Source organism: Blastococcus aggregatus, from assembly GCF_900221005.1.
Lineage (GTDB): Bacteria > Actinomycetota > Actinomycetes > Mycobacteriales > Geodermatophilaceae > Blastococcus > Blastococcus aggregatus.
In genome coordinates this window covers 1,110,307-1,135,254 of record NZ_OBQI01000001.1, presented here as the reverse complement: position 1 = coordinate 1,135,254, position 24,948 = coordinate 1,110,307, and the positions used below count along the sequence as shown (strand labels likewise).

At 74.3% G+C, this 24,948-nt stretch carries 26 protein-coding genes and 1 rRNA gene; 11 read left to right on the top strand and 16 right to left on the bottom strand.

Translation table 11 applies throughout. From position 1 onward, the window contains the following. A 5S ribosomal RNA gene (gene rrf, locus CRP29_RS05655) occupies positions 1 to 88 on the top strand; the annotation flags it as partial. 335 nt (positions 89 to 423) lie between these two features. Here the strand turns inward: rrf and CRP29_RS05650 are convergent. The 3 genes from CRP29_RS05650 to CRP29_RS05640 are packed head-to-tail and all read right to left on the bottom strand — an operon-like array spanning position 424 to position 2,416. After that, complete coding sequence (locus CRP29_RS05650; protein ID WP_097193978.1) at positions 424 to 1,119, bottom strand: hypothetical protein; 696 nt, start codon at positions 1,117 to 1,119, stop codon at positions 424 to 426. Further along, positions 1,116 to 2,057, bottom strand: coding sequence for an ABC transporter ATP-binding protein (locus CRP29_RS05645; protein WP_097193977.1), 942 nt, complete (start codon positions 2,055 to 2,057; stop codon positions 1,116 to 1,118). The genes CRP29_RS05650 and CRP29_RS05645 overlap by 4 nt, the downstream gene beginning before the upstream one ends. After that, on the bottom strand, positions 2,054 to 2,416 hold the full coding sequence (locus CRP29_RS05640; protein WP_097193976.1) for a GntR family transcriptional regulator: 363 nt from the start codon (positions 2,414 to 2,416) through the stop codon (positions 2,054 to 2,056). Before CRP29_RS05640 ends, CRP29_RS05645 begins: the two co-directional genes overlap by 4 nt. Positions 2,417 to 2,565: 149 nt before the next feature. Between CRP29_RS05640 and CRP29_RS05635 the strand changes: the two genes are divergently transcribed. Then, entirely contained in the window at positions 2,566 to 2,883 is a 318-nt protein-coding gene (locus tag CRP29_RS05635) for a DUF4333 domain-containing protein (RefSeq protein ID WP_217991456.1), read from the top strand. A gap of 9 nt (positions 2,884 to 2,892) precedes the next feature. Here CRP29_RS05635 and egtE read toward each other — a convergent pair whose 3' ends face one another. From egtE to CRP29_RS05610, 5 genes are read right to left on the bottom strand one after another with little or no spacing between them, the layout of a single operon-like run. Continuing rightward, on the bottom strand, positions 2,893 to 4,026 hold the full coding sequence (gene egtE, locus CRP29_RS05630) for an ergothioneine biosynthesis PLP-dependent enzyme EgtE (RefSeq protein ID WP_097193975.1): 1,134 nt from the start codon (positions 4,024 to 4,026) through the stop codon (positions 2,893 to 2,895). A 28-nt stretch (positions 4,027 to 4,054) separates the two neighbouring features. After that, positions 4,055 to 4,813 (bottom strand): anti-sigma factor, encoded by a 759-nt coding sequence (locus tag CRP29_RS05625; protein WP_097193974.1) that lies wholly within the window; start codon positions 4,811 to 4,813, stop codon positions 4,055 to 4,057. After that, complete coding sequence (locus tag CRP29_RS05620; protein ID WP_245852482.1) at positions 4,794 to 5,390, bottom strand: RNA polymerase sigma factor; 597 nt, start codon at positions 5,388 to 5,390, stop codon at positions 4,794 to 4,796. The genes CRP29_RS05625 and CRP29_RS05620 overlap by 20 nt, the downstream gene beginning before the upstream one ends. A gap of 47 nt (positions 5,391 to 5,437) precedes the next feature. Further along, positions 5,438 to 6,091, bottom strand: coding sequence for a class F sortase (locus CRP29_RS05615; protein WP_097194140.1), 654 nt, complete (start codon positions 6,089 to 6,091; stop codon positions 5,438 to 5,440). 13 nt (positions 6,092 to 6,104) lie between these two features. Beyond that, positions 6,105 to 6,923 carry a DUF4397 domain-containing protein gene (locus CRP29_RS05610; RefSeq protein ID WP_097193972.1) on the bottom strand — a complete coding sequence of 273 codons (819 nt, stop codon included), beginning with the start codon at positions 6,921 to 6,923 and terminating at the stop codon, positions 6,105 to 6,107. Positions 6,924 to 7,043: 120 nt separating this feature from the next. Here CRP29_RS05610 and CRP29_RS05605 point away from each other — a divergent pair, with 120 nt between their 5' ends. Continuing rightward, the gene (locus CRP29_RS05605; RefSeq protein WP_097193971.1) at positions 7,044 to 7,514 is read left to right on the top strand and encodes a DUF309 domain-containing protein; all 471 of its coding nucleotides are present in this window, start codon (positions 7,044 to 7,046) and stop codon (positions 7,512 to 7,514) included. A gap of 1 nt (position 7,515) precedes the next feature. Here the strand turns inward: CRP29_RS05605 and CRP29_RS05600 are convergent, their stop codons facing one another. Next, positions 7,516 to 8,877, bottom strand: a complete 1,362-nt coding sequence (locus tag CRP29_RS05600) for a cryptochrome/photolyase family protein (protein ID WP_217991455.1) — start codon at positions 8,875 to 8,877, stop codon at positions 7,516 to 7,518. 157 nt (positions 8,878 to 9,034) lie between these two features. Between CRP29_RS05600 and CRP29_RS05595 the strand changes: the two genes are divergently transcribed. After that, entirely contained in the window at positions 9,035 to 9,889 is an 855-nt protein-coding gene (locus CRP29_RS05595) for an Fpg/Nei family DNA glycosylase (RefSeq protein WP_097193969.1), read from the top strand. A 4-nt stretch (positions 9,890 to 9,893) separates the two neighbouring features. On the opposite strand, the gene CRP29_RS05590 is transcribed toward CRP29_RS05595, so the two are convergent. The 6 genes from CRP29_RS05590 to CRP29_RS05565 form a co-directional block, all read right to left on the bottom strand. Beyond that, complete coding sequence (locus CRP29_RS05590; RefSeq protein ID WP_097193968.1) at positions 9,894 to 11,102, bottom strand: MBL fold metallo-hydrolase; 1,209 nt, start codon at positions 11,100 to 11,102, stop codon at positions 9,894 to 9,896. Positions 11,103 to 11,206: 104 nt separating this feature from the next. After that, positions 11,207 to 13,675, bottom strand: coding sequence for an FtsX-like permease family protein (locus CRP29_RS05585; protein WP_097193967.1), 2,469 nt, complete (start codon positions 13,673 to 13,675; stop codon positions 11,207 to 11,209). A 4-nt stretch (positions 13,676 to 13,679) separates the two neighbouring features. Then, on the bottom strand, positions 13,680 to 14,456 hold the full coding sequence (locus tag CRP29_RS05580) for an ABC transporter ATP-binding protein (RefSeq protein ID WP_217991454.1): 777 nt from the start codon (positions 14,454 to 14,456) through the stop codon (positions 13,680 to 13,682). Positions 14,457 to 14,659: 203 nt separating this feature from the next. Next, positions 14,660 to 15,358 (bottom strand): response regulator, encoded by a 699-nt coding sequence (locus CRP29_RS05575; protein ID WP_097193966.1) that lies wholly within the window; start codon positions 15,356 to 15,358, stop codon positions 14,660 to 14,662. Beyond that, positions 15,355 to 16,551, bottom strand: a complete 1,197-nt coding sequence (locus tag CRP29_RS05570; RefSeq protein ID WP_097193965.1) for a sensor histidine kinase — start codon at positions 16,549 to 16,551, stop codon at positions 15,355 to 15,357. Before CRP29_RS05570 ends, CRP29_RS05575 begins: the two co-directional genes overlap by 4 nt. Positions 16,552 to 16,626: 75 nt before the next feature. Further along, a complete protein-coding gene (locus CRP29_RS05565; RefSeq protein WP_097193964.1) occupies positions 16,627 to 17,172 on the bottom strand; it encodes a copper chaperone PCu(A)C domain-containing protein in 546 nt (181 codons plus the stop codon). A 106-nt stretch (positions 17,173 to 17,278) separates the two neighbouring features. Between CRP29_RS05565 and CRP29_RS23535 the strand changes: the two genes are divergently transcribed. After that, entirely contained in the window at positions 17,279 to 17,413 is a 135-nt protein-coding gene (locus CRP29_RS23535; protein ID WP_281256775.1) for a hypothetical protein, read from the top strand. Positions 17,414 to 17,420: 7 nt separating this feature from the next. On the opposite strand, the gene CRP29_RS05560 is transcribed toward CRP29_RS23535, so the two are convergent. After that, positions 17,421 to 18,692, bottom strand: a complete 1,272-nt coding sequence (locus tag CRP29_RS05560) for a Rieske 2Fe-2S domain-containing protein (RefSeq protein ID WP_245852480.1) — start codon at positions 18,690 to 18,692, stop codon at positions 17,421 to 17,423. A 223-nt stretch (positions 18,693 to 18,915) separates the two neighbouring features. Between CRP29_RS05560 and CRP29_RS05555 the strand changes: the two genes are divergently transcribed. The 6 genes from CRP29_RS05555 (at position 18,916) to CRP29_RS05530 (ending at position 24,931) form a co-directional block, all read left to right on the top strand. Continuing rightward, on the top strand, positions 18,916 to 20,064 hold the full coding sequence (locus CRP29_RS05555) for a histidine kinase (protein ID WP_217991453.1): 1,149 nt from the start codon (positions 18,916 to 18,918) through the stop codon (positions 20,062 to 20,064). Further along, positions 20,061 to 20,804 (top strand): LytR/AlgR family response regulator transcription factor, encoded by a 744-nt coding sequence (locus CRP29_RS05550; protein WP_217991452.1) that lies wholly within the window; start codon positions 20,061 to 20,063, stop codon positions 20,802 to 20,804. Before CRP29_RS05555 ends, CRP29_RS05550 begins: the two co-directional genes overlap by 4 nt. A 3-nt stretch (positions 20,805 to 20,807) precedes the next feature. After that, positions 20,808 to 21,182: a hypothetical protein gene (locus CRP29_RS05545; protein ID WP_097193961.1), complete on the top strand. Its 375-nt coding sequence runs from the start codon at positions 20,808 to 20,810 to the stop codon at positions 21,180 to 21,182. A gap of 10 nt (positions 21,183 to 21,192) precedes the next feature. Then, positions 21,193 to 22,722, top strand: a complete 1,530-nt coding sequence (locus CRP29_RS05540; protein ID WP_097193960.1) for a sodium/solute symporter — start codon at positions 21,193 to 21,195, stop codon at positions 22,720 to 22,722. A 189-nt stretch (positions 22,723 to 22,911) separates the two neighbouring features. Continuing rightward, complete coding sequence (locus CRP29_RS05535) at positions 22,912 to 23,298, top strand: DUF485 domain-containing protein (protein ID WP_097193959.1); 387 nt, start codon at positions 22,912 to 22,914, stop codon at positions 23,296 to 23,298. Beyond that, positions 23,291 to 24,931: a solute symporter family protein gene (locus tag CRP29_RS05530; protein ID WP_097193958.1), complete on the top strand. Its 1,641-nt coding sequence runs from the start codon at positions 23,291 to 23,293 to the stop codon at positions 24,929 to 24,931. The genes CRP29_RS05535 and CRP29_RS05530 overlap by 8 nt, the downstream gene beginning before the upstream one ends. Positions 24,932 to 24,948: the final 17 nt, after the last annotated feature.

The following is a 24,948-nucleotide window of genomic DNA, read 5'->3' as shown; positions in this document are numbered from 1 at the left end:
CGGTCTCATTCCGAACCCGGAAGCTAAGCCTTTCAGCGCCGATGGTACTGCCCTGGAGACGGGGTGGGAGAGTAGGACGCCGCCGGACAACCATTCCCCGACAGGGCCCCAGCATCCGTGCTGGGGCCCTGTCGGCATGTCCGGATGCCCTCGCCCGAATCCCGGACTTCCGGTGCAGAAAGTCCGCCGCCGGCCCCGGACTTCCGGTGCAGAAAGTCCGCCGCCGGCCCCGGACTTCCGGTGCAGAAAGTCCGCCGCCGGCCTGAAGTCTCGGTGCGGGCGAGCTGGGTTGCGGAGGAAGGGTCGAGGATCGCCGGCCGCGTGGCCTGCCCGATCCCCCTGTCCCCCGGTAATGCCCGGAGCACGAGCGAGCCCCCGTTCCGTCACGGTGACGGAACGGGGGCTCGCGTGCGTTGCCGGGTCCTACGGGACGACGCGCCGGATGCCCGGGAAGGAGGCCAGCGCGACCGCCACCGCGACCACGAGGGGCAGGCCGATGGTGAGGGTGGCGACGGACTGGTCGGCGAACCAGTCGCCGACGCTCTGCCAGGCTTCCAGCCACGTGATCAGCAGGGCCAGGCCGCCGAAGAAGATCATCGAGCCGATGATCAGCCCCCACGTCCCGGTCTGCCCCCACCGCTTGTGCACGATGCCGACGCCGATCCCGACGGACATGAAGGCCAGCATCGGCGCCCCCGACGCGAGCACCTGCAGGACGGCGTTGTCGACCTCGAAGACGCCCGGGGCCCAGTACTGCATGCCGGCGCCCCAGCCGTCGGTCGCGTTCTCGATCGCGACGAGCGCCGTGATGGCGACGCCGTAGACCAGCGACTGGACGACGGCGACGAGCGCCGTCCCCAGGTAGAAGGTGCGGCGGCTCAGGCTGGTCCCCATGGCGAAGGGCAGGAGTTGCGTCACCGCCTGCACGTAGACCACCAGCACCGTGAAGTAGAGAGCCAGGATGCCGCCGGTGAACCCACCGTCGTCCTCGCCGGCGGGGGTGAGATGCCAGACGGCCGCGTTGATGGCGAAGCTGATGCTGACGACCAACCAGGGGATGCCGAGGATCACCAGCGGATGGATCAGGTGCAGCCGCGCGGCCTGGAGGACGCGGTTCATGAGGAGACCTCCTCGAGTTCGGCCGGGCCGGTGGGGTGGTGCTGCCCGCGCGCTGCGGGCGTCTGCAGGGTCATGGCGACCACGAGCTGCTGGAGGTTGGTTGGCTCCACGGCCAGCCCCTGCGCGGCTGCCGCGCGACGATCGGTCGCCCCGCTGATGCGGACGACGGCCCGGCTGGAGCCGCCGAGGGTCTCGGTGTGCAGGAGGTCGTGCTGCCGGGCGAACGTCTGCACCGTCTCCGCGGGGCCGGTCACCGTCACCGCGCTGTCCCGCAGGGACTCGGCGTCCGCGTCGAGCAGCACCCGACCGCGGTCGATGAGGAGCACCCGCTCGAGCAGGCTCGCGATCTCCTCGATCAGGTGCGTCGAGAGCACGATCGTGCGCGGGTGCTCGGCGTAGTCGGCGAGCAGCCGGTCGTAGAACATCTGCCGGGCGACGGCGTCCAGGCCCAGGTACGGCTCGTCGAACAGCGTGAGCGGTGCGCGCGATGCGAGGCCCATGACGATGCCCACCATCGAGTTCATGCCGCGCGACAGCTTGTTGACGGGCCGCTTGGCCGGCAGGTCGAAGTCGGCCACCAGATCGGCGGCGAGGTCGCCGTCCCATCCGGGGAAGACCATCGCTGCGGCGGCGAGTGCGTCCCGGACGCGGAAGTGGTCGGGATAACGCTGCCCCTCCTTGATGAAGCAGATGTGGCGCAGGACCCGGTCGTTCTCGTAGGGGCCGGCGCCGAGCACCTCCACCCGCCCTGCGGTGGGGACCCGGTGGCCCGACAGCAGCTGCATCAGCGTCGTCTTGCCGGCGCCGTTGCGGCCGAGCAGTCCGGTGATGGTGTTCTGCTCGAAGGCGGTGCTCACGCCCTCCAGGGCGGTGTGCTCGCGGAAGCGCATGGTCACGTCGCGCAGGGTGGCGACCGCCGGCGTGGGGGGTGCGGTCATCGCTGGTTCGTCCAGTCGTCGATCATGGCGGCGAGCTCGCCGGCGGAGATGCCGAGCTTCTGCGCCTCGGTCATCAGGGGGCGGACGTACTGGTCGGCGAACTCGCCGCGCCGCCGCTTGAGCAGCTGCTCGCGGGCGCCGGTGGCCACGAACATCCCGACTCCTCGTCTCTTCGTGAGGACCCCGTCGGCGACCAGCTGGTTCAGGCCCTTGGCCGCGGTCGCGGGGTTGATCCGGTGGAATGCGGCCAGCTCGTTGGACGAGGGGGCCTGGCTCTCCTCGGCGAGGGAGCCGTCGACGATCGCGTTCTCGATCTCCGCCGCGACCTGGCGGAAGATGGGACCGGCGTCCTCGTTCACCGGCCGATTCCAGGGCGGGTGCGGTCCCTGGGTTCATTACTCATGTAATGAACCATAGGAGCACCCGCGTGCCGGGCGCAAGGGCCGTGTCCGGCGGCGGCGTCTGCGGCTAGGGTCGCCAGGTCCGTCCCACTCCCCGAAGGAGCGTCGTGTCCCGTCGCCTGCTGCTCGTCCTGATGGCGGGTGCGGTGTCGACGCTGTCCGCCTGCGGCACCGTGTCGCTGGGGACCAGCTCCCTCTCGGACGCGGAGGTCGCCGATGCCGCGGAGGACGCCCTCGAGAAGGAGGTCGGCACGCGGCCGGACATCACCTGCCCGGAGGGTCTCGACGAGGAGGAGGGGGCGAGCACGCGCTGCACCCTCACCGCGGGCGACGACCCCGTCGAGTACGGGGTCACCGTGACGGTCACCGCGGTCGGCAAGAGCACGAAGATCGACGTCCAGGTCGACGAGGAGCCGTTGGACTGATCGGCCCCGCTACAGGGCCTCGGCGAGGGCCTCGAGATCCTCGAGCGTCACGTCGAGGTGCGGCGAGACGCGCAGCACCGGGCCGGCCATCTCACCCGGAGCGCGCTCCCGCCCCAGAGCGCTGACCACGATGCCGTGTTCGCCGAGCAGCCGTGCCCGCGTGGCGACGACGTCGACGCCGTCCGGCGGCGTGAGGGTGGTGGTGGCGCTGGGCTCGTCGGCCGGCTCGATCACCGTCCAGCCCGCGGCGCCGTCCAGGAGTGCTCGGGTCGCCCGTCCGATCCCGGTCAGCCGCTCCCGGGCCCGGTCCGGCCCGGCGGCCAGGTGCTCCCCGACGGCCATGATCAGCCCGATCCGGCCGGCGATGTGGCCCTCGGCGCTCTCGAAGGCACGCATGGGCGGCAGGTCCTCGCCGCCGGGCATCACCGGCGTGAGCTCTTCGGTGATGGCCGGCCGGGCCAGCAGCACGCCGACGCCGCGCGGGCCGGCCAGCCACTTCCGCGAGGTCCCGTAGACGACGTCCGCCCCGACGTCGGTGTCCACGTGGCCCAGCGCCTGCGCGGCGTCCAGCACCAGCGGCACCCCGGCCGCCCGGCACAGGGCCGCGATCTCCGCGGCGGGCTGGACGATCCCGCGATGGCTCGGGACGTGGTCGAGGTGCACGAACCGCGGCGGGTCGGTGCGCAGCAGCCGCTCCACGCCCTCGAGGTCGGCCCGGCCCGCGCCGTCGACCGGCAGCGGCTCGGGCCGCAGCCCGTAGGCGCCGAGCGCCCCGATGTTCGGCGCGTACTCCCCGGGCAGGCAGGCGACCCGGGATCCGGCCGGCAACCGCCAGCCGGTGAGCAGGGCGGAGAGCGCGGCCTGCGCCGACTCGACGAAGGCGACGTCGGCGGCCGCCATGCCGACCAACCCGCCGATCACCGACCGGCCCTGCTGCAGGAGGTTCTCCGCTGCCTGCGCGGCGACGTACCCGCCGAGCTCCGCCTCGTGCCGGGCGTGGTGCGCCGCTGCCTCCAGGGCCCGCGAGCTCTGCCGGCTGCTCGCCGCGCTGTCCAGGTGCCGCCCGGCGGGCCGGGGGCGCGCCTTGCGCCAGGCGGCGCCGAGGTCGTCGTGCGGGAGGAGGCCGGGAGGCGAGGACGTCACGGAGGGCAACGCTAGGCGAGCCGCCCGGTCAGGCGTCGAGATCCCCCCGGGCCACCGAGACCCCCGAGTGCGTCGGATCGCCGTCCAGCGGCTCCACGGAGACGTCGAGCAGCGGGAACTCGGCCAGGTCCAGCCCGGCCGGCAGCTCGACGGTCTGGGTCCCGGGGGTGACGACGCCGAGCGGGAACATGCCGTCCACGGCCCGGTCGATCAGCCAGACCTCGTAGTAGCTGCCCTCGAGCGCGGGTGCGTCGAGCTCGAGCTCGAGCACGCGCGACCCGTCCCCACGGACGACGACGTCGGCGACCCCGGAGGCATCGGCGTCGGGCAGCGGGGCGAGGGCCACGGTGGTCACCGCGTCGCCGTCCGCACCGGTGGACTGCACCACCGCGACCGCACCGGCACCGACGACGGCCCCGGCGACGACGGCGGCCGCCACCAGCAGGACGGGCCGCCGGCGGGAGCGGAAGGGCACCACGGTGCCGCCGTGGTCCGGCTCCACCGGGGGCGGGGGCACCGAGCTCAGGGCGGGCGCCGGCTCGGCCGACGGGCTGGGGACGGCGGTGACGCCGGTGGCCGCCGCTATGGCGTCCCACACCCGCGGAGGGGGCGGGACCGCGGCGCCGGGAGCGGCGAGCTGCGGGACCGAGAGCAGGTCGGGGGCGCGGCGCAGGGCGGCCACCTCGGCGCGGCAGGTGCCGCACCCGTCGAGGTGTGCGGCGTCGGACGCGGGCAGGGGCTCCTGCAGTGCCGCGAGGGCGAGCTGTTCAGGCGTGCAGTGCTGCACCGTCCACCTCCAACCGGGTCCGCAGGCGCTCCAGTGTGCGCCGGATGTGGCTCTTGATCGTGCCCAGCGGCAGGCCGGTGCGTTCGGCGATCTGCGCGTGGGTGAGGTCCTCGAAGAATGCGAGCTCGATGATGCCGCGCTGCGGCTGGCCCAGGTGGTCCAGCTCGTCGAGCAGCAGCACCCGGTCGGTCGCGGCGGTGTCGACGCCGGCGGTGACCGGGCCGCCGGGCCGGGCCTGCGCCTCGGTCATCGCGGCCTCCGCCTCGCGGCGGTGCTTGTCGCGGCGGGCCCAGGCGTCGGCGATCTTGTGCCGGCAGATGCCCACCAGCCAGGCCGGCAGCGGCGAGTCGTCGGGGCGGAACCGCGCGCGGCCGGTCCAGGCGGCGACGAACACCTGCTGGGTCACGTCCTCGGCGTCCGGCCCCGGACCGAAGGCCCGCACCGCCATGCCGTGCACCTGCCCCGCCCAGCGTTCGTAGGCCCAGGCGAGCGCCTGCTCGTCGCCGGCGGCGAAGCGCCGGCCGACCTCGGCGTCGTCCGGATCGACGCCGCTGCGCGTCCCCGGTACGTGATCCACGCCCCGAACGCTACCCAGGATCGGGCTGCGCAGGGCCAGCGCCCCGCTCACGGCGCCGGCTCCGCGACCACGACGACGTTGTCGCGATAACTGCGGAACTCGGGCAGGAACGGCCCGCCGCAGGTGATCAGGGTGAGCCGTGGGGCGCCGTCGCGGGCGAACAGCCGGTCCAGCGGCAGCGCCTGCTTGGTGATCACCTCGCGGGAGACCACCCGCCAGCGCGTCGCGGTCCCAGCGGCGTCGGTGACGGTCACCTCGTCACCCACCGCGGCGTCCGTCAGCGGGAACAGGGCGCCGGGGCCCTGCTCGCGGTCGTCGACGTGGCCGGCCAGCACGGCCGAGCCGTCGGCGCCGGGGGTCGGCCCGAACCGGTACCAGCCGACGCGGGAGACGTCCTCGGGGAGCTCCATCTGACCGTCGGCGGCGATGCCGACGGCGTCGACGGGGGCGTCCACGCCCCACGCCGGCACGCTGATGCGGGCCGGTGCGGGGGCGGCCTGGGCCGCCGCGGGGGCGGCGTCCCGGGCGGTGACGGTCGGGAGGGTGGGCAGGTCCCCCGCGCCGGCCGGGGCGGCCGGCGCGGGGAGAGCCTGCTCCACCGGGATGCCCGCCGCCGGCTCCGGCCGGGTCAGCGCCCAGGCGGTCGGGGCGCCGACGGCCAGGGCGAGGCCCAGGACGGCGGAGGCGGCGGCGGGTCGCACGGAACTGGTCCGGTCAGCCGCGGTTGCGGGCGACGCGGGCGGCACCGGCACCGGCGACGGCGAGGCCGGCGACGGAGAGCGCGGCGACCATCGGCAGCGAGGAGCTGTCGTCGGCCAGGCCGGCCGAGCCACCGGGGACGCCGGCGGGCATGGAGTGCATGCCGCTGATCGTCTGGACGGCGAGGTCGTAGCCGGCCTCACCGTTGCCCCAGGCGTAGACGATGGTCGAGGTGCCCTCGGCCAGGGTCAGGTCGGCCGGGCCGATCGCGACGGTGTCGGTGCCCGCGAGGGTGACGTCGGCGGTGATCGTGCTGGCCGGCACGGTCAGCGTCGCCTCGTCGGGGTTGGTCAGCCCCTGGACGACCGGGGTGCCACCGGCGCGCACGTCGACGGCGGGGGCCGCGGCGGTGTGGCGCACGGTCACGCGGGCCTGGCCGGCCGGGACGGCGGAGGTGTCGTTGACGAACGGCGTCAGCGTCGGGGTGCCGTCCTCCTTGAGGTGCGCGACCACGGTGGCGTTGGCGCCGGCCGGGACGGCGACGTCGTCGGCCTTGAGCAGCGGCTCACCGGAGCCGTCGGCGGCGTCGGCCGGGAAGATCGCCAGGTCGTAGGCGCCCGCGGGGAGGGTCAGCGCGTCGGTCAGCGTGCCGGGCTGGAAGTCGTCGATCAGGCGCTCGCCGTTGGCGTAGACGTCGACCGGCGTGTTCGGGATGCCGTGCAGGACCGAGACGGTGGCGGTCTCGGCCGCGGTCGCCGGGGTGGCGACGAGGACCAGACCGCCGACGACGGCAGCCGCGCCGGCGGCGCTGCCGAGGGTGCGCAGGGTGCTCATGGATCGTCCTTCCAGAGGGGGGTGGTGCCTGTCATCCACTCCTTCCTGGGCGGCTCCCGGTACGGATGCAGTTGAAAACAGAACTTCTTTCGGTCGCCTCATCGGGTGCAGGATGGGCCCGTGACCACGCGCGACCGGGACGACGAGGGCCGGGCCCGCAACGCACGGCCCCGCGACGCGCTCGGCCGGCCGCTGCCGCACGACGCGGTCGGTGAGCCCCGCGCGCCGGAGGGGATCGTCCGCGCGCCCCTGGTCGCGCTGGCCGAGGCGCAGGCGCTGCTGGACGCGGGCCGCCCGTTCCACGCGCACGAGGTGCTCGAGGACGCGTGGAAGTCCTCGGTGCCGGAGGAGCGGCAGCTGTGGCGCGGCCTGGCCCAGCTCGCCGTCGGCCTCACCCACGCCGCCCGAGGCAACGCACGGGGTGCGGTCACGCTGCTGGAGCGGGGCGTCGGCAACGTCGTCCCGTACGCCGACACGCCGCCGCACGGGATCGACGTCGCCGGGCTGGTCGGGTGGGGGCGGACGCTGGCCGCCGACCCCTCGACGGTCCGGGACGCGGCCGCTGCGGCGCCGCGACTGCGCGGCGCCTGACTCAGCGCGCGCGGACGGCCGCGTAGCGGTCGAGGGAGACCTGGCGCTCGTGCGCGTGGTCGACGACCGGCTCGGGATAGCCGGCCGGGATGCCGCCGGGTGCGGTCCACGGTTCGTGCACGTGCTTCGGGTCGAGGTCGCGCAGCTCCGGCACCCAGCGTTGCACGTAGGCGCCGTCCGGGTCGAACTTCTTCCCCTGCGTGATCGGGTTGAAGACCCGGTAGTACGGCGAGGCGTCGGTGCCCGTGCCCGCGACCCACTGCCAGCCGTGGTTGTTGCTGGCCAGGTCGCCGTCGACCAGGTGCTGCATGAACCACCGGGCACCGAGGGTCCACTCCTGGTGCAGGTCCTTCACCAGGAAGGAGGCGACGATCATCCGCACCCGGTTGTGCACGTAGGCCTCGCCGAGCAGCTGGCGCATGCCGGCGTCGACGATCGGGAAGCCGGTGCGTCCGGTCTGCCAGGCGCGCACCAGCGCCTCGGCCTCGGGCCCGCTGTCGTAGCCCATCCCCTGCAGCTCCGGCTTGAGGTACTCGCGCGCCGACCCGGGCCGGTGCCAGAGCACGTCGGCGTAGAAGTCCCGCCAGGCCAGCTCGTCGGTGTAGCGGCGGGCCGACTCGCCCTCCTCGCCGGCCAGGTCCGCGACCAGCGTGCGCGGGTGGATGCAGCCGTACTTCAGGTAGGCCGACATGCGGCTGGTCCCGGCCGTGCCGGGCAGGTTGCGGCCCTCGGCGTAGCCGGTCAGCCGCTCGTCGCGGAACCGCTCCCACGCCTCGAGCGCGGCCCGCTCGCCGGCCGGCGGCAGGTCGGCGAGGACCTCGGGTGCCGGGGGCGGGTCGTCGGACCGGACGCCGGTGCGCCAGCGGACGCCGTCGGGCGCACCGGCCGGGGCGCGCCAGCCGTGCTCGCGCCAGGCCCGGGCGAAGGGCGAGAACACCTGGAACGGCGTGCCGGTGCGGGTGGTGACCCGGCCGGGGGTGACCAGGTAAGGGGAGCCGGTGCGCACCAGGGGGACGTCGTCCAGCGCGCGCTCGACCGCGGCGTCGCGCTGCCGGCCGTAGGGCCCGGTGTCGGCGCTGACGTGCACGGTGGTCGCGCCCACCTCGCGGGCGAGTTGCGGGATCACCCGTGCCGGGTCGCCGGACCGCAGCACCAGCGCCCCGTCGAGGTCGGCGTCCAGGGCGGTCAGGCAGTCGAGCAGGAAGCGGCGGCGGGGCTCGCCCGAGGGGCCCCAGAGCCGGTCGTCGAACACGAACACCGGGACGACGTCACCGTCCGGGCCGGCCGCATCTCGGGCGGCCAGCAGTGCGGGGTGGTCGTGCAGCCGTAGGTCGCGCCGGAACCAGAGCAGCGACGTGGGCACCGGTCGAGCGTAGGAGGGGGCACAGCGCATGGCACGCGGAACTGGCAGGTCGTGCCGAGTGGGGCCGGAGGGTCCCGCGCAGGCGCGACGCAGCGGCTTCACCCAGATGGGGACGGCTCCTGGTCGCGGTCGGAGTCCGGAGGACGACAATGTCACGATGCCCGAGTTGCCCGAGGTGGAGGCGCTGGCCGCCTTCCTGCGCGCCGACGCGGTGGGGCGGGTGCTCACCCGCGCCGACCTCGCCGCCGTGCAGGCGATCAAGACCTTCGACCCGCCGCTGTCCGCGCTCGGCGGCCTGGAGATCACCGGCGCCGGCCGGCACGGCAAGTTCCTCGACCTCGACGTCTCCGGCCTGCACCTCGTCGTCCACCTGGCCCGCGCCGGGTGGCTGCACTGGCGGGAGAACCTGCCGACCGCGCCGCCCAAGCCGGGCAAGGGCCCGCTCGCGCTGCGCGTCCATCTGGATGACGGGAACGGCTTCGACCTCACCGAGCAGGGCACGCGCAAGGGTCTGGCGATCTACGTGGTGCGCTCGCCGGCGGAGGTGCCGGGCATCGCGCGGCTGGGTCCCGACGCCCTCGAGGTGGACCTGGAGGCCTTCGCCGCGCTGATGAAGGGCCGCTCGGGCCAGCTCAAGGGCGCGCTCACCGACCAGACGCTGCTCGCCGGCATCGGCAACGCCTACTCCGACGAGATCCTGCACGCGGCCCGGCTCTCGCCGTTCAAGGGCGCCGACAAGCTCAAGGACGACGAACTGGTCCGTCTCTTCGAGGCCGTCCGCGGCACGCTGACCGACGCGCTCGAGCGCCAGGTGGGTCAGCGCGCGGCGACGATGAAGGGCGAGAAGCGCTCCGGGCTGCAGGTGCACGCCCGCACCGGCCTGCCCTGCCCGGTCTGCGGCGACACGGTGCGCGAGGTCAGCTTCGCCGACACCTCGCTGCAGTACTGCCCGACCTGCCAGACCGGTGGCAAGCCGCTCGCCGACCGGCGGATGTCCAAACTGCTGCGCTGAGCCCCTAGCCCGGCAGCAGGGCGGTCAGCCGGGTCAGCGTGCGGGCGAGCACCGAGCTGCCGACCCCGGCGGAGCCCTCGTCCTCCGGGGTGTCGGCGGCCGAACCGACCGCCGTCCACCAGTCGTCCAGCGCGGGGGGAGTCAGGACGTCGATCCGCTCACCCGGCCGCGGGACGACGACGGCGACGTCGCGGGGCCGCGCGGCGGCCAGGAGCCGCTGCACCGGCTCGGCCCAGCGGTGGAACGCCAGGTTGAAGGTGGCCCAGTGGATCGGCAGCAGCACGGCGCCGCCGAGGTCGCCGTGCGCGCGGACGGCCTCCTCGGGGTCCATGTGGATGGCGTGCCAGGCGTCGTTGTAGGCGCCGATCGGCAGCAGCGTCAGGTCGAACGGGCCGAGCCGGGCGCCGATCGCGGCGAACGCGGGCGTGTAGCCGGTGTCGCCGCCGAAGTAGACGCGGTGCGCCGGTCCCGCGATCGCCCACGACGCCCACAGGGTGGTGTTGCGGTGCAGGTAGCGACCGGAGAAGTGCCGCGCCTCGGTGCAGGTGAGCGTCAGCCCGGCGACCTCGTGCACGCCGTCCCAGTCCAGCTCGACGATGCGCTCCTCGGGCACGCGCCACTTGCGCAGGTGCTCGCCGATGCCCAGGGGGACGACGAACGGCGCGGTCTGCGTGGCCAGCAGCGCCCGGACCGTCGGCAGGTCGAGGTGGTCGTAGTGGTCGTGCGAGATGAGGACGGCGTCGACCGGGGGGAGGTCCTCGATCGGCATCGGCGGCTCGTGCAGCCGGGTCGGCCCGAACACCGGCGACGGCGAGACGCGGTACCCCCACACCGGATCGACCAGCACCCGCCGGCCGTCGACCTCCAGCAGTGCGCTGGCGTGCCCGAACCAGGTGACCGCGAGCTCGGCGGCCTCGGCCGTGAACTCGGGCCGCGCCAGCGGGATGGGCCCACCCGGCAGGCCGACGTGCCGCTCCTCGTGCCACTGCCGCAGCAGGCCGTCGCGGGTGTTGGCCGGGGCGAGCGCGGGCGTGGGCAGCGTGTTGGAGAAGGTGCCGTCGGAGAAGTGCGGCGATCCGGCGACGACCGGCCGCAGCCGGCGGCGGTGCGCGCCCAGCGCCGTCGGCAGGCCCCAGGCGGCGGCGGTCAGCCAGCCCACCGGTCCGGCGAGGACGGTGGCGGTGACGGCGGCACGGCGGCGGAGGGATGGCACGTCCCCGAGTGTCCCAGCCCCGCCGACGCCGCCGAAGGTTTCCCGTGGAACGTCACACGTCCCCCAGGGGCAGAAATGGCCAATTCTGCCCCCGGGGGAGGTGATCAGGCGGCGATGGCGGCCACCGGGGAGGTGCGGGCGGCCCGGCGGGCGGGCAGCACGGAGGCGAGCAGCCCGGCCAGCGTGGCGACGACGACGATCGCGGCCACCTGCAGCCACGGGACGTCGAGCACGATCTCGCCCTGGTTGCCGAGCACCGACGCGACGCCGGTCAGCCCGTAGGCGCCACCGATCAGCACGCCGAGCACCGCGGCGACGCCGGCCACCAGCACCGCCTCCCAGGCGAGCAGCCCGCGCAACTGCCCGCGGGTGAGGCCGAGCGCGCGCAGCAGGCCGTTCTCCTGCCGCCGCTCCACCACCGACAGCGCGAGCGTGTTGCCCACGCCGATGAGCGCGATGACCACGGCCACGCCCAGCAGCCCGGTGACGACCAGCAGCAGGATGTCGAGCACCTCGTTGAGCTGGTCCCGCTGGGTGACCACGCCGGTGACCTGCGCCTCGGGGTCCGCCTCCGCCACCGCGTCGGTGACGGCGTCCACGGTGGACACCTGCCCGTCGGGGTCGCCGTCGTCGAGCAGCAGCCACAGCTGGGAGGTGCCGGCGTCGGGGAGGAGGGAGCGGAGCGCGTCCGGCTCCACCAGCACCCCCTGCTCGAAGCCGGTCACCTTCGCCTGCAGGGTCACCGTCCGGCCGTCGGCGGTGAAGGTCACGGGTGCGCCGTCCTGCACCGACCAGGTCTCGGCCGCCCACTCCGGCAGCACGGCCACGCCCGTCGAGGGCAGGTCGATCTTGTCCGTGGACCGGAGCACGGCCCCGGCCTCCGCGGGGTCGACGGCCTCCACGTACGCCGGCTCGCCGTCGGGCCCGGTGACGTCCCCGCCGATCACCCCCGCCGTGCGCTGCACGCCGTCGACGTCCAGCAGCGTCCGGTTCAGCGAGGCCGGCAGATCGGCGTCGTAGCTCCGCACCAGGACGTCGGTGGGGAACTCCGCCTCCAGGCCGGCCTGCGCCGTGGCCTTGGTCGAGGCCGCGCCGACGACGAAGGCGCTGGTCAGCGTCACGCCGATGAGCAGGGCGGTGGCCGTGGCCGCCGTCCGGCGGGGGTTGCGGGTCGCGTTGCCCGCCGCCAGCCGGGCCGGCACCCCGCCGAACCGGCCGGCCAGCCGGCCCGCGGCCGCCACGACCGGGGGGATCGCCCGCTGGGCGAGCAGGACGACGCCGAGGAAGCTGAGCACCCCGCCGAGCAGCCCCACGTACACCGACGCCGTGAGCACACCGGCGGCCAGCAGCAGCACGCCCGGGACGACCATCAGCAGCCCCAGGACCAGGCGCAGCACACCGGGGCGTGACCGCAGCGGAGCGGTGTCCACCGGCCGCAGCGCGGCCAGGGGGGCCACCTTCGTCGCGGCCCGCGCCGGAGCGAAGGCGGCCAGCACGGTCACGACGGTGCCGACGCCCAGCCCGGCGAGCACCGCGTAGAGCGGGACGGCCACGCCGGACAGCGGGATGGCGGAGTTGCTGCCGACGAGCGCCGAGACGCCGGCGGCCAGGCCGATGCCGAGGGCGACCCCCAGAGCGGAGGCGACCAGCCCCGTGGCCAGCGCCTCGCCCAGGACGCTGCGGCGGACCTGCCGGGCCGTGGCGCCGACGCAGCGCAGCAGGGCCAGCTCGCGGGTCCGCTGGGCGAGCAGGACGGCGAAGGTGTTGGCGATGACCAGCCCGGCGACGACGACCGCCACGGTGCCGAACACCAGCAGCACGCCGGCCAGCGCGGTGCTGTCACCCATCATCGCGGCGGCGGCCTTCTCGGCCTGCTCCTCGCCGCTGCGCACCACCGCCTCGGCGGGTGCCGCGGCGGCGAGGTCCGCGCGGACCTGGTCGGCCGAGAAGCCGGGGCCGGCGGCGATCCGCACCTCGAGCGGCTCCGGCGCCTGCCAGGCCCGCGCCTGGTCCTCGGTGACGAAGCCGCGGCCGTAGAGCCCGGCCTCGGGGTCGCCGCGCAGGTCGACGATGCCGGTGACGGTCGCCTCCGCCGTCGTCTCCTCGCCCTCGTCGTCGTAGCTCGAGACGGTGAGGACGTCGCCGACCTCGGCGCGGGCACGGTCGCTGACGGCGACCTCGCCGGTGCCCTGCGGGAGCCGGCCGGTGGTGAGCTCCTGCCAGCGCAGCTGCGGGGCGTCGGCCACCGACTCGACCATCAGGTACTGGGATCCGGAGCGCCCGGGCACCGACGCCTGCACACCGGTCTCGTAGGAGGGGGCGACGGCGCCGACGGAGCCGACGCCGGCGAGCGCGGTGACGTCGTCGTCGGTGAAGGGCCGGTCGTAGGGAGCGCTGACGACGGCGGCGGCGGCCACGTACCGGGCGCCGACGGTCTCGAGCACGGTGCTGCGGGAGGTCTCGTTGAGGACGAGGGTGGCGACGACGAAGGCCACGGCGATGACGACGGCCAGGGTGGAGGCGATCAGCCTCGCCGCGTGGGTGCGGAGCTGGGTGAGCACGACGGTGCGCATCGGGTCAGGCCCCCAGCCCGCGCAGCGCGTCGAGCACGGACTCGGCGGTGGGGTCGGCGAGGTCGCCGGCCAGCCGGCCGTCGGCGAGCAGGACGACGCGGTCGGCGTAGGCGGCGGCCGACGGGTCGTGGGTGACCATGACGACGGTCTGCCCGGTCTCCTTCACGCTGGAGCGCAGCAGCCCGAGCACCTCGGCGCCCGAGCGGGAGTCCAGGTTGCCGGTGGGCTCGTCGGCGAAGACGACGTCGGGCCGGGGCATCAGCGCGCGCGCGATGGCGACCCGCTGCTGCTGGCCGCCGGAGAGCTCGTGCGGGCGGTGGCCCAGGCGCTCGCGCAGGCCCAGCCGGGCCACGACGGCGTCGAACCAGGCCGGATCGGGCCGCAGGCCGCCCAGCTGCATCGGCAGCACGATGTTCTCGCGGGCGTCGAGCACCGGCAGCAGGTTGAACGCCTGGAAGACGAAGCCGATCCGCTTGCGGCGCAGCGTGGTCAGCTGGTCGTCGCGCAGGCTGGTCAGCGCGGTGTCGCCGAGCCACACCTCGCCGGCCGTCGCGGTGTCCAGGCCGGCCAGGCAGTGCATGAGCGTCGACTTGCCCGAGCCGGAGGGGCCCATGATCGCGGTGAACTCGCTCGCGGCGAAGGTGACGTCGACGCCGGCGAGAGCGTGCACCGCCGTCTCCCCGCTGCCGTAGGTCTTGCGCAGCCCGGTGGCCCGGACGGCGGCGTTCGTCGTGGCGGGGGCGGGCGGCTCGCCGGGGACGGTCATGACGGGAACGGACACTTCGGACCTCCGGTGCGGGGGATTCGGCAACGGTGATCACGCTTCCGCTCCGGGCCGTCCTCCCGCGTCGGAGCGGAGGGCGATCCTGCCGCCGCCGGCCGTGCCCCCCGGGGCGGACGCCGTCGTCCACCCCCGGTCGTACATCGGACTTCCTGCACCGGAAGTCCCGGACTTTCTGCACCGAAAGTCCGGAGGGGAGCGGGTCAGGCGTCGCGCAGGAGGTCGGCCGGCTGCACGAGGCCGGTCCGGTAGGCGAGGACGACGGCCTGCACCCGGTCGCGCGAGCCGGTCTTGAACAGCACCCGCCCGACGTGGGTCTTCACCGTCGCCTCGCTGACCACGAAGGACCGCGCGATCTCGGTGTTCGAGGCGCCGAGCGCCATCTGCACCAGCACCTCGCGCTCCCGCGGGGTGAGCTCGGCCAGCGCCGCGTCGTCCCCACCGCCGGGGGCCGGCGCCGCGCCGCGCAGCATCGGCGCGACGTGCTGCAGCAGCCGCCGGGTCGAGGACGCCGCGATCACCGAGTCGCCGGCGTGCACGGTGCGGACGGCGGCCAGCATCTCCTCGGGGGGCGCGTCCTTGAGCAGGAACCCGCTCGCGCCGGCACCGATGGCCGAGACGACGTACTCGTCGAGGTCGAACGTGGTCAGGACGACGACCCGGGGCGCCTCGGGGAGTGCGGTGACCTGGCGGGTGGCCTCGATCCCGTCGACGCCCGGCATGCGGATGTCCATCAGCACGACGTCGGCCGGCGTGCCGCGCAGCAGCTGCACGACGGCCGCGCCGTCGCCGGCCTCCCCGACCACGGTCAGGTCGGGCTGGGAGTCGATCACCATGCGGAAGCCGGCGCGGACCATCTGCTGGTCGTCGACGACGACGACGCGGACCGGGGAGCTCGTCATCGTCGGGAACCGTAGGGCAGCGCGGCGTGCACGCCGAACCCGCCGCCGTGCCGCGGCCCCGCCTCCAGCCGGCCGCGGTGCAGCCGGGCGCGCTCCTGCATCCCGCGCAGCCCCTGCCCGTTGCCGTCGGCGGAGGTCCCGTGGGCGGAGATCAGGGCGGCCGACGCCCCGCGACCGTCGTCGAGGATCGAGAGCTCGAGCGCGTCGGGCCGCCACTGCAGCCGCACCCACGCCCGCGAGGCCGGGCCGGCGTGCTTGAGCACGTTGGTCAGTGACTCCTGCACGATCCGGTAGGCCGCCAGCTGCGGGCCGGCCGGGAGTGGCTGCGGCTCGCCCTCGACGATCAGGTCGACGTCCAGCCCGCTGGCCCGCACGTCCTCGACCAGGGCAGGGATCGCCGCGACGTCGGGCTGTGGCGCGTACTCCTCCCCGCCGCCCTCGCGCAGCACCCCGAGCAGCGACCGCATGTCGGTCAGCGCCTGCCGGCCGGTCGCGGCGATCGCCTCCAGGGCGTCGGTCGCCGCCGCGGGATCGGCCTTCCCGGCGTACCGGCCGCCGTCGGCCTGCGCGATCACCACGGACAGGGAGTGGGCGACGACGTCGTGCAGCTCGCGGGCGATGCGCGCCCGTTCGGTGGTGGCCGCCAGCCGCATCTCCTGGTCGCGCTCCAGCTCCAGCAGCTGCGCGCGTTCCTGGAGGGCAGCCAGTTGCTCGAGCCTCGCCCGGCGCAGGTTGCCCAGCGCCCAGGAGGCGACGACGGAGACGCCGATGGCCAGCGCGACGGGGGCGACCGACGTCGTGACGTCGTAGTTCCAGTACCGCATCGCGGCGAGCAGGGCGCCGACCAGGCCGGCGCCCAGCCCGGCCTGGGCCGCCCAGCGCGGCGCGTACGCGGCCAGCGCGTAGACCGTCATCAGCACGGCGACGTTGGCGGCGAGGAAGTCGGGGGAGACCAGCAGCTCCAGCAGTCCGACGGCCACCACGGCCGCGCCGGCCGCGATCGGCGCGCGACGGCGCCAGGCCAGCGGCAGCACCATCAGGGTGCCGACGAGGAAGGCGATGTTCCGCGACTCCCAGTAGGAGTCCACCGGCAGCAGGACGGCGAAGAACCACACAGCGCCCGCGAACGCCATGTCGACGGCGACCGGGTGCCGGCGCAACCGCTCGGTCGCGCGATCGACGGGGCTCTCCACGCGGTCGAGCGTAGGCAGCCGACCGCGCCGTCTCGTCGTCCCCCGGGATGATCTCCGGGTCCTCCCCGGGGGCGATCAGTCGTCGTCCGGAGTGGGGTCCTGAGGGGTGTCGAAGTCGCCGTCGGCCGGGGACTCCGGCGCCACCGGCGCCTCGATGGTCACCTCGCCCGCGTCCTCGAAGACGAACGTCACCGGGATGGACTGCGAGGAGCGCAGGGAGCGGTCGACGTCCACGAGGACGACCGACGGCGGGCCGTCCGGCTCCAGGTACAGGTTGTCGTCCTCGGCGACCTCGAGGGGACCGTCCGTGCCGTCCTCGCCGATCAGCCGCGCGTCGGCGAAGTTCTCCCCGCGCACGTCGACGAGCCGGGCGGGCTCCTCGCCGGTGTTGGCGATCGCCGCGTACAGCGGTACGTCGTCCCCCTCGGCCCAGAGTCCGTCGTCGGGGAAGGCGAGCAGCACCGCCTTGACGGAGAGATCCTCGGTGACCCGCTCGTCCGGGGCCGCTGCACCGCCGACGACCTCACCCCCGGGGACGTCGAGCGGAGCGTCCTCGCCGCATGCGGTGAGGGACAGTCCGACCGCGAGCAGCGCGGCCGAGGTCCGGGCGTGTCCGGGCATCCGCACAGTTCTTCCTTCCGTCGACACTGGTGCGGAGGGGACTACCCGTGGTCCGGTGACGGAGGCCCGCCGTCACCGGATCGCAACCCGATCGTCAGGAGCCCGCATGACCTCGACCGACGACGAGGGCGGCGACCCGGCCTGCTGGCTGCGCCGGGTCTGCCCCGAGTGCGGCCGGATGGCCGAGGAGGACCCGCCGACGCGCTGCGCCGAGTGCGGCGCGCAGCTGCCGGCGGACTGACCCGGGCTCAGGCGGCCAGCCGCCGCCGCTGCCCGAGCATCCGGAAGTCGCACAGCGCCTGCCGCAGCGCGACCCCGCGCGCGTCCGCGGGCACGTGCACCTCGTCGCGGGGATCCAGCGGCAGGCCGGGCAGCAGCAGCGCCGCCTGGCAGCGGATGTCCTCCTCGAGCACCTGCTGCTGCAGCGCCACCTGCTCGGTGACCGTGGCCGGTGCGGGCAGCCGCTGCCCCGGACCGGTCGCCAGCATCAGGCAGACGTAGATGCGGGTGGAGTCGGCGTCCTCGGGCTGCAGCAGGTAGAGCAGCGTCGTCGTCGCCCCCGAGTCGAGGAACTCCTGCCGCAGCCGGAGCTGGAAGGGGGCGCGGTGCACGTAGGTCGTGCGGCGGCGCTGGCGCAGCGGGCGCTCGCCGGTGGCGACCGCCGGGTCGACCGGGTTGTCCACCTCCTGCTCCTGCACGCTGCGGAAGCCGCCGGGCTCGCGGATCAGCTCGTACGGGCCGGTCTCCGGGAGGGCGGCGAGGGTCGACGGGTGGACGAACGGGCCGTGGGTCGCGTCCAGGAACGTGTCGGCGAGCGGACCGGCCGGCCCGGGAGAGCGCAGCGGGGGCAGCCAGCCACCCACGAAGGACCGGTCCCCGGCCTCGGGCACCTCGAGCGGGACGTCGGCCGGCTCGGCCGGCGCCAGCCAGACCAGGCCCAGCCGCTCGCGGACGGCGAACGCGGGTGGATCGGCGCCCACGCCGCCGTTGCAGCGGTTCAGCGTCCAGGTGCGGCCGAGCAGCCGGACCTGCAGCCAGCCGCCGTCGCGCAGCTCGCGGGAGAGCGCCACGGGGTGCCAGGCGTGCTTGAGGGACGGGTCGAGGTTGCCGAACATCGGACCCGACGGGCGATCCGGCTCGCGGGCGGGCTCGATCCCGGGAGTGCCCGCCGGCCGCGGCGGTGAGGGCAGGGCCGCCCGGTCCGGGGCGATCCACACCCAGCCGTGCCGCTCCTCCACGGCCCAGGGAGTCGACAGGTCGGCGCGTGGCGGCGGCGTGCCCTCGGCGCCGAGCGACGGGATCTCCGCGCACCGGCCCTCGCCGTCGAAGCGCCACCCGTGGGCCGGGCACTCCAGCCGCCCCTCCACCACCGACGCCGTCGCCAGGGGCACCAGCCGGTGGGGGCACCGCGCGGGGAACGCGCTCACCTCGCCGCCGGGTCGGAGCCGGACCACGACGTAGGACCGGCCCGCGGCGCTCACCGGGACCGGCACCGTGCCGACGTCGGTCGCGCGGGCCACCGGGAACCAGCCTGTCGCTCCGCCACTCGTACCCATGCCGTAGTCCAGCAGGCCGGGATTTCCCCGCGGTTACGGCCGTGGAGCGGCCGGCGCACGGAGACGGCGCCCCCGAACCGGTGACGGCCCGCCGCGCCTGGTGGTGTGAGCCAGCTCTCACGGCCTACGGTTCGCTGTCCACTGTCCGGCGGGGGAGGACGGCGGGCGCCGATCGCGGGGAGGGAGGGTGGGGGCGCCGCCCCGACTGTCGATGCGGGATGCACTGCGCTGGCTGCGACGCGGCCACCTCGGGACCGAGGCGGAGCACGCGACCTTCCGGACCCTCCACTCGGCGTCGCTCACCGCCCCCGAGCTCCGCCAGGGCCTGACCAGCGAGTCAGCGGAGCGCTCCGCCCGGCACCTGCGCAACCTGCTCGGCGTGCCGGCGGTCGCGCTCACCGACACGGTGGCGACGCTCGCCTGGGACGGCCGGTCCGGGCACCACGAGCGCGACACGGCTGCCCTGGCGGACACCGTGCTGGAGTCCGGCAACACCGTGGTCCGCGACCGCCGGGACTTCGCCTGCTCCGACCCCGGCTGCGACCTGCGGCAGGTCGTGGTCAGCCCGCTCGTCGTCGAGGACCGGGTCGTCGGCACCCTGCAGGCCTTCACCTCCTCGGCGTCGGCCGGGCTGGTCCGGGCGGTGGCCGAGGTGGCGCACTGGGTGTCGGGGAACCTGGAGCTGGCCGAGCTCGACGCGTCGCGCACCCGCCTGATGGAGGCCGAGGTCCGGGCGCTCCGGGCGCAGATCAGCCCGCACTTCATCTACAACTCGCTGACCGCGATCGCCTCGTTCGTGCGGACCGACCCCGAGCAGGCCCGCGAGCTGCTGCTGGAGTTCGCCGACTTCACCCGCTACTCCTTCAGCCGGCACGGCGAGTACACGACGCTGGCCGAGGAGCTGCGGTCGATCGAGCGGTACCTCGTGCTGGAGAAGGCGCGGTTCGGCGACCGGCTGCAGGTCACGCTGCGGGTGGCGCAGGAGGTGCTGCCCGTCGCCGTGCCGTTCCTCTGCCTGCAGCCGCTGGTCGAGAACGCCGTCCGGCACGGGCTCGAGCACAAGCAGGGGGTCGGGACGGTGACCATCATCGCCGCCGACCGTGGCGGCGAGTGCCTCATCACGGTCGAGGACGACGGCGTCGGGGAGGATCCGGAGAAGGTGCGGCGGGCGCTGGCAGGAGACGCGTCGGTGGACTCGGTGGGGCTGGGCAACGTGGACGCGCGGCTGCGCACCGCGTTCGGCGACGACTACGGCCTCGTCGTCGAGACCGCACCCGGCGTGGGGACCAAGGTCGTGGTGCGCGTGCCGAAGTTCGCGCCGGGGGTGCACCCGTGAGCGGTGACCGGATGACCGTGCTCGTGGTCGACGACGAGCGGCCGGCACTCGAGGAGCTGCGCTGGCTGCTGGAGCGGGACGAACGGATCGAGGCGGTGCTGACCTGCGACTCCGCCACCGAGGCGCTGCGGCTCCTCCAGGAGCGGGGGGTCGACGCCGTCTTCCTGGACATCCGGATGCCCGGGCTGAGCGGCGTCGACCTGGCGCGGGTGCTGTCCCGGTTCAAGGCCCCGCCGCCGGTGGTCTTCGTGACCGCCTACGACGACCACGCCGTCGACGCCTTCGACCTGGGGGCCGTGGACTACGTGCTGAAGCCGGTCCGCGACGACCGGCTGGCCGAGGCGGTCCGCCGGGTCGTCGGCGCGCGGGCCGGGAGCGCACCGTCGTCGGTGGACGACATCGCCGTCGAACTGGGCGGGGTGACCCGGTTCGTGCCCCGCTCCAGCGTCGGATACGTCGAGGCGCAGGGCGACTACGCCCGGCTGCACACCCCGTCGGGCAGCCATCTGGTGCGGGTGCCGCTGGCGACCCTCGAGGAGGAGTGGAAGGACGCCGGGTTCGTGCGCATCCACCGGTCGCTGCTGGTGGCCCTGCAGCACGTGCAGGAGGTCCGGATGGACGCCGGCCGGTGCACCGTCGTCGTCGGCGGAACGCACCTGGGCGTGAGCCGGCGGCACACCCGGGAGCTGCGCGACCTGCTCGTCCGCCGCGCCCGGCCGGGCACCGCGGGCAGGGGGTGAACGGTGTCGGAGAGCGCGCCCCGCCGGGTGCGGGTCACCAGCCCCCGCACCAGCGCCGCCCGCGCGCAGCGGGTGCCGGCCGCCCGGGAGATCGACGCCCAGACCCGGCTCGGCGAGGTGTACATGTCCTCGCTGATCCGCTCGCAGCTGCGCCTGGCGCTGCTCGCGCTCGCCGCCCTGGTGGTGTTCGTCGGCGGGATCCCGCTGGTGTTCTGGCTGGCCCCCGACCTCTCCGACATCGAGGTGCTGGCCGTGCCGCTGCCGTGGCTGCTCCTGGCGTTCGCCGTCTACCCGTTCCTGCTGCTGGTGGGCTGGCTGTACGTCCGCGCCGCGGAGCGCAACGAGCGCGCCTTCACCGACGTGCTCGACCGCACCTGATCGACCGCGGATGACCGCCGCCGGGTACAGCGTCATGGGTGTGACGGCGGTCTTCGTCGCCACCCTGGCGGTCGGTGCGTACGGCTGGCGGTTCTCCCGCACGACCAGCGACTTCTTCGTCGCGTCCCGCACGGTGCGCCCGGGGCTCAACGCGTCGGCGATCGGTGGGGAGTACCTCTCCGCGGCGTCCTTCCTCGGCGTCGCGGGCCTGGTGCTCGCCTTCGGCACGGAGATGCTCTGGTACCCGGTGGGCTGGACGGCGGGCTACCTGGTCCTGCTCGTGCTCGTCGCCGCGCCGCTGCGCCGGTCCGGTGCCTACACGCTGCCCGACTTCGCCGAGAGCCGGCTGGAGTCGCGGGGGGTGCGACGGCTCTCGGCGCTGCTGGTCGTGGCCATCGGCTGGCTCTACCTCATGCCGCAGTTCCAGGGCGCCGGCCTGGCCCTGGCCTCGACCACCGGCACCGGTTCCTGGCTGGGCGGCGTGCTGGTCGCGACCGTCGTGCTGGTCAACGTGCTGTTCGGCGGCATGCGCAGCATCACGTTCGTGCAGGCGTTCCAGTACTGGCTCAAGCTGACGGCGCTGCTCTTCCCGCTGCTGTTCATGGCCGCGATCTGGCTCGGGGACGGCGCGGTCTCGCCCGCCTCGGTGGACGTCGCGGACGTCGGCGGGACCGGGGACTCGTGGGTGTCGCCGCTGGCCGGGGGAGAGCACGAGGTCTACACGACGTACTCGATCATCATGGCGACCTTCCTCGGCACGATGGGCCTGCCGCACGTGGTGGTCCGCTTCTACACCAACCCCGACGGGGCGGCGGCCCGCCGGACGACGCTGCTGGTGCTGGCCCTGCTCGGCCTCTTCTACCTCCTCCCGCCGGTGTACGGCGGCCTGGGCCGGCTCTACGCGCCGGATCTCGTGGCCAGCGGCCGGGCGGAGTCGGTGGTGCTGGAACTGCCCTCGCGGATGCTGGCCGGCACCGCGGGCGAGCTGCTGTCCGCGCTGACGACGGCGGGGGCGTTCGCGGCGTTCCTCTCCACGTCGTCCGGGCTGACCGTCGCGGTGGCGGGCGTCATCAGCCAGGACGTGATGGGCCGCCGGTTCGGTGGGGTGCGCGCCTTCCAGGCCGGCGCAGTCGTCGCCGTCCTGGTGCCGCTGGGCCTCTCCCTCCTCACCGAGGGGGTGGGGGTGGCCCAGGCCGTCGGCCTGGCCTTCGCCTTCGCGGCCTCGACCCTCTGCCCGCTGCTGGTGCTGGGCATCTGGTGGCGCCGGCTCACCGACGTCGGCGCGATCGCCGGGATGCTCGTCGGTGGCGGCTGCGCGGGCGGGGCGGTGCTGGCGACCCTGCTCGGCGTCGGCCCCGAGGGCTGGGGCGGGGCGCTGCTGGCCCAGCCCGCCGCGTGGACCGTGCCGCTCTCCTTCCTCACCATGGTGGGGGTCTCGCTGGCCACGCCGCGGCGGGTGCCGCGGCACGCCGCCCGGACCATGGTGCGGCTGCACACCCCGGAGTCGGTCCAGCTCGACCGCGGGAACGCGCCACGCTGAATCACCGGTCCGCTGCTCCTCCGGGAGGCGACCGCTCGTCCCGCCGGACCTGCCGTACACCGAACGCCGGTGACCGCTCGGCGCACCGGCCGATTCGTCCGGCCTCCGGGACCGAGCGGCTCTCCTACCGTGACGGGGCTCACATCTCCCGGGTGTGACGCCCGCCCACGCTGACCAGGAGGTCGCACCTTGACCGAGCCCAAGGAACGGCGTCTGCTGACGCCCGAGGAGTACCTGCAGGCCCAGAACTCGCCGGAGTTCGCCGAGCTCAAGCGCAGGTTCCGGCGGTTCGCCTTCCCGATGACGTTCGCCTTCTTCGCCTGGTACCTGCTCTACGTCCTGCTCTCCACGTACGCGCCGGACTTCATGTCCACCGAGGTCTTCGGCAACGTGAACCTGGGCATCCTGCTCGGCCTGGCCCAGTTCGTGACGACGTTCGCGATCACGCACCTGTACGTGGCGCACGCGAACCGCAACACCGACCCGATCGCCGACGAGATGCGCGAGCGCCTCGAGCGGCACGACTACCGGTCCGGCACGGACACCACCGACACCCAGGGGGCCACCCGTGTCTGACCTGTTCGCCGCCGACGACACGATCGGCGAGCCCGCCGTCAACATCTCGATCTTCGGGATCTTCGTCCTGATCACGCTGATCATCACGTTCCGGGCCAGCCGCACGAACAAGAGCGCCGCGGACTACTACGCGGCCGGACGCAGCATCACCAGCACGCAGAACGGACTGGCCATCGCCGGGGACTACCTGTCGGCGGCGTCCTTCCTGGGCATCGCCGGCGCGATCGCCGTCTACGGCTACGACGGCTTCCTGTACTCCATCGGCTTCCTGGTGGCGTGGCTGGTCGCCCTGCTGCTGGTCGCCGAGCTGATGCGCAACACCGCCCGGTTCACCATGGCCGACGTCCTGGCCTTCCGGATGCAGGAGCGCCCCGTGCGCATGGCGGCGGCGATCTCGACCCTGGCCGTGTCGCTGTTCTACCTGCTGGCGCAGATGGCCGGGGCGGGTGGGCTGGTCGCCCTGCTGCTCGGCGTCAGCGGTGACGCGGCGGAGGCGCTGGTCGTCACGCTGGTCGGCGGGCTGATGATCTTCTACGTGCTCGTCGGCGGCATGCGCGGCACCACCTACGTCCAGATGATCAAGGCGACGCTGCTGATCGCGGGCGCCTTCGTGATGACGGTCTGGGTGCTCGCCAAGTACGGGTTCAACCTGTCCTCGCTGCTCGGCGGCGCGCAGGACCTCGCCGTCGAGGGCCGGGACGTCCTGTCGCCGGGGGCGCAGTACGGCGCGACGGAGACCTCCAAGCTGGACTTCGTCTCCCTCGGCCTGGCCCTGGTGCTCGGCACGGCGGGCCTCCCGCACGTGCTGATGCGCTTCTACACGGTGCCCACGGCCAAGGACGCGAGGAAGTCGGTCGTCTGGGCCATCTGGCTGATCGGCATCTTCTACCTGTTCAGCCTGGTCATCGGCTACGGCGCCGGCGCCCTGGTCGGCCCGACGGAGATCCTCTCGGCGCCCGGTGCGGTCAACGCGGCTGCTCCGCTGCTGGCCTTCGAGCTCGGCGGCACGGTGCTGCTGGGCATCATCGCCGGCGTCGCGTTCGCCACGATCCTCGCGGTGGTGGCGGGTCTGACGATCACCGCTTCGGCCTCGTTCGCGCACGACGTCTACGCATCGGTGATCAAGCGGGGCAACGTCCCGCCGAACGGCGAGGTGCGGGTCGCCCGCATCACCGCCGTCGTCATCGGGGCGGTCGCGATCGGGCTGGGCATCCTGGCGCTGCAGGCCGGCATCAACATCGCCTTCCTGGTGGCGCTGGCCTTCGCGGTGGCGGCCTCGGCGAACCTGCCGACGATCATCTACACGCTGTTCTGGAAGAACTTCACCACCCAGGGCGCGCTGTGGTCGATCTACGGCGGGCTCATCGCCTGCATCGGCCTGATCATCTTCTCTCCGGTGGTCTCCGGTGCGCCGGTCAACGAGCTGACCGGGAAGAGCACGTCGCTGATCCAGGACGTCGACTTCTCCTGGTTCCCGCTGAACAACCCGGGCCTGGTCTCGATCCCGCTGTCGTTCTTCCTCGGCTGGCTCGGGTCCAAGCTGTCCAAGGAGAAGCCGGACGCGCTGCTCAACGCCGAGCTCGAGGTGCGGGCGTTCACCGGCATCGGGGCGGAGAAGGCCGTCGCGCACTGAGATCGCCGCCTACCCGC

Excerpts from the sequence above, each read along its gene's own strand:
- CRP29_RS05610 (WP_097193972.1), bottom strand. The coding sequence starts at position 6,923 with ATGAGCACCCTGCGCACCCTCGGCAGCGCCGCCGGCGCGGCTGCCGTC.
- CRP29_RS05595 (WP_097193969.1), top strand. The coding sequence starts at position 9,035 with ATGCCCGAGTTGCCCGAGGTGGAGGCGCTGGCCGCCTTCCTGCGCGCC.
- CRP29_RS05650 (WP_097193978.1), bottom strand. The coding sequence starts at position 1,119 with ATGAACCGCGTCCTCCAGGCCGCGCGGCTGCACCTGATCCATCCGCTG.
- CRP29_RS05645 (WP_097193977.1), bottom strand. The coding sequence starts at position 2,057 with ATGACCGCACCCCCCACGCCGGCGGTCGCCACCCTGCGCGACGTGACC.
- CRP29_RS23535 (WP_281256775.1), top strand. The coding sequence starts at position 17,279 with ATGACCTCGACCGACGACGAGGGCGGCGACCCGGCCTGCTGGCTGCGC.
- CRP29_RS05575 (WP_097193966.1), bottom strand. The coding sequence starts at position 15,358 with ATGACGAGCTCCCCGGTCCGCGTCGTCGTCGTCGACGACCAGCAGATG.
- CRP29_RS05565 (WP_097193964.1), bottom strand. The coding sequence starts at position 17,172 with ATGCCCGGACACGCCCGGACCTCGGCCGCGCTGCTCGCGGTCGGACTG.
- CRP29_RS05585 (WP_097193967.1), bottom strand. The coding sequence starts at position 13,675 with ATGCGCACCGTCGTGCTCACCCAGCTCCGCACCCACGCGGCGAGGCTG.
- CRP29_RS05540 (WP_097193960.1), top strand. The coding sequence starts at position 21,193 with ATGACCGCCGCCGGGTACAGCGTCATGGGTGTGACGGCGGTCTTCGTC.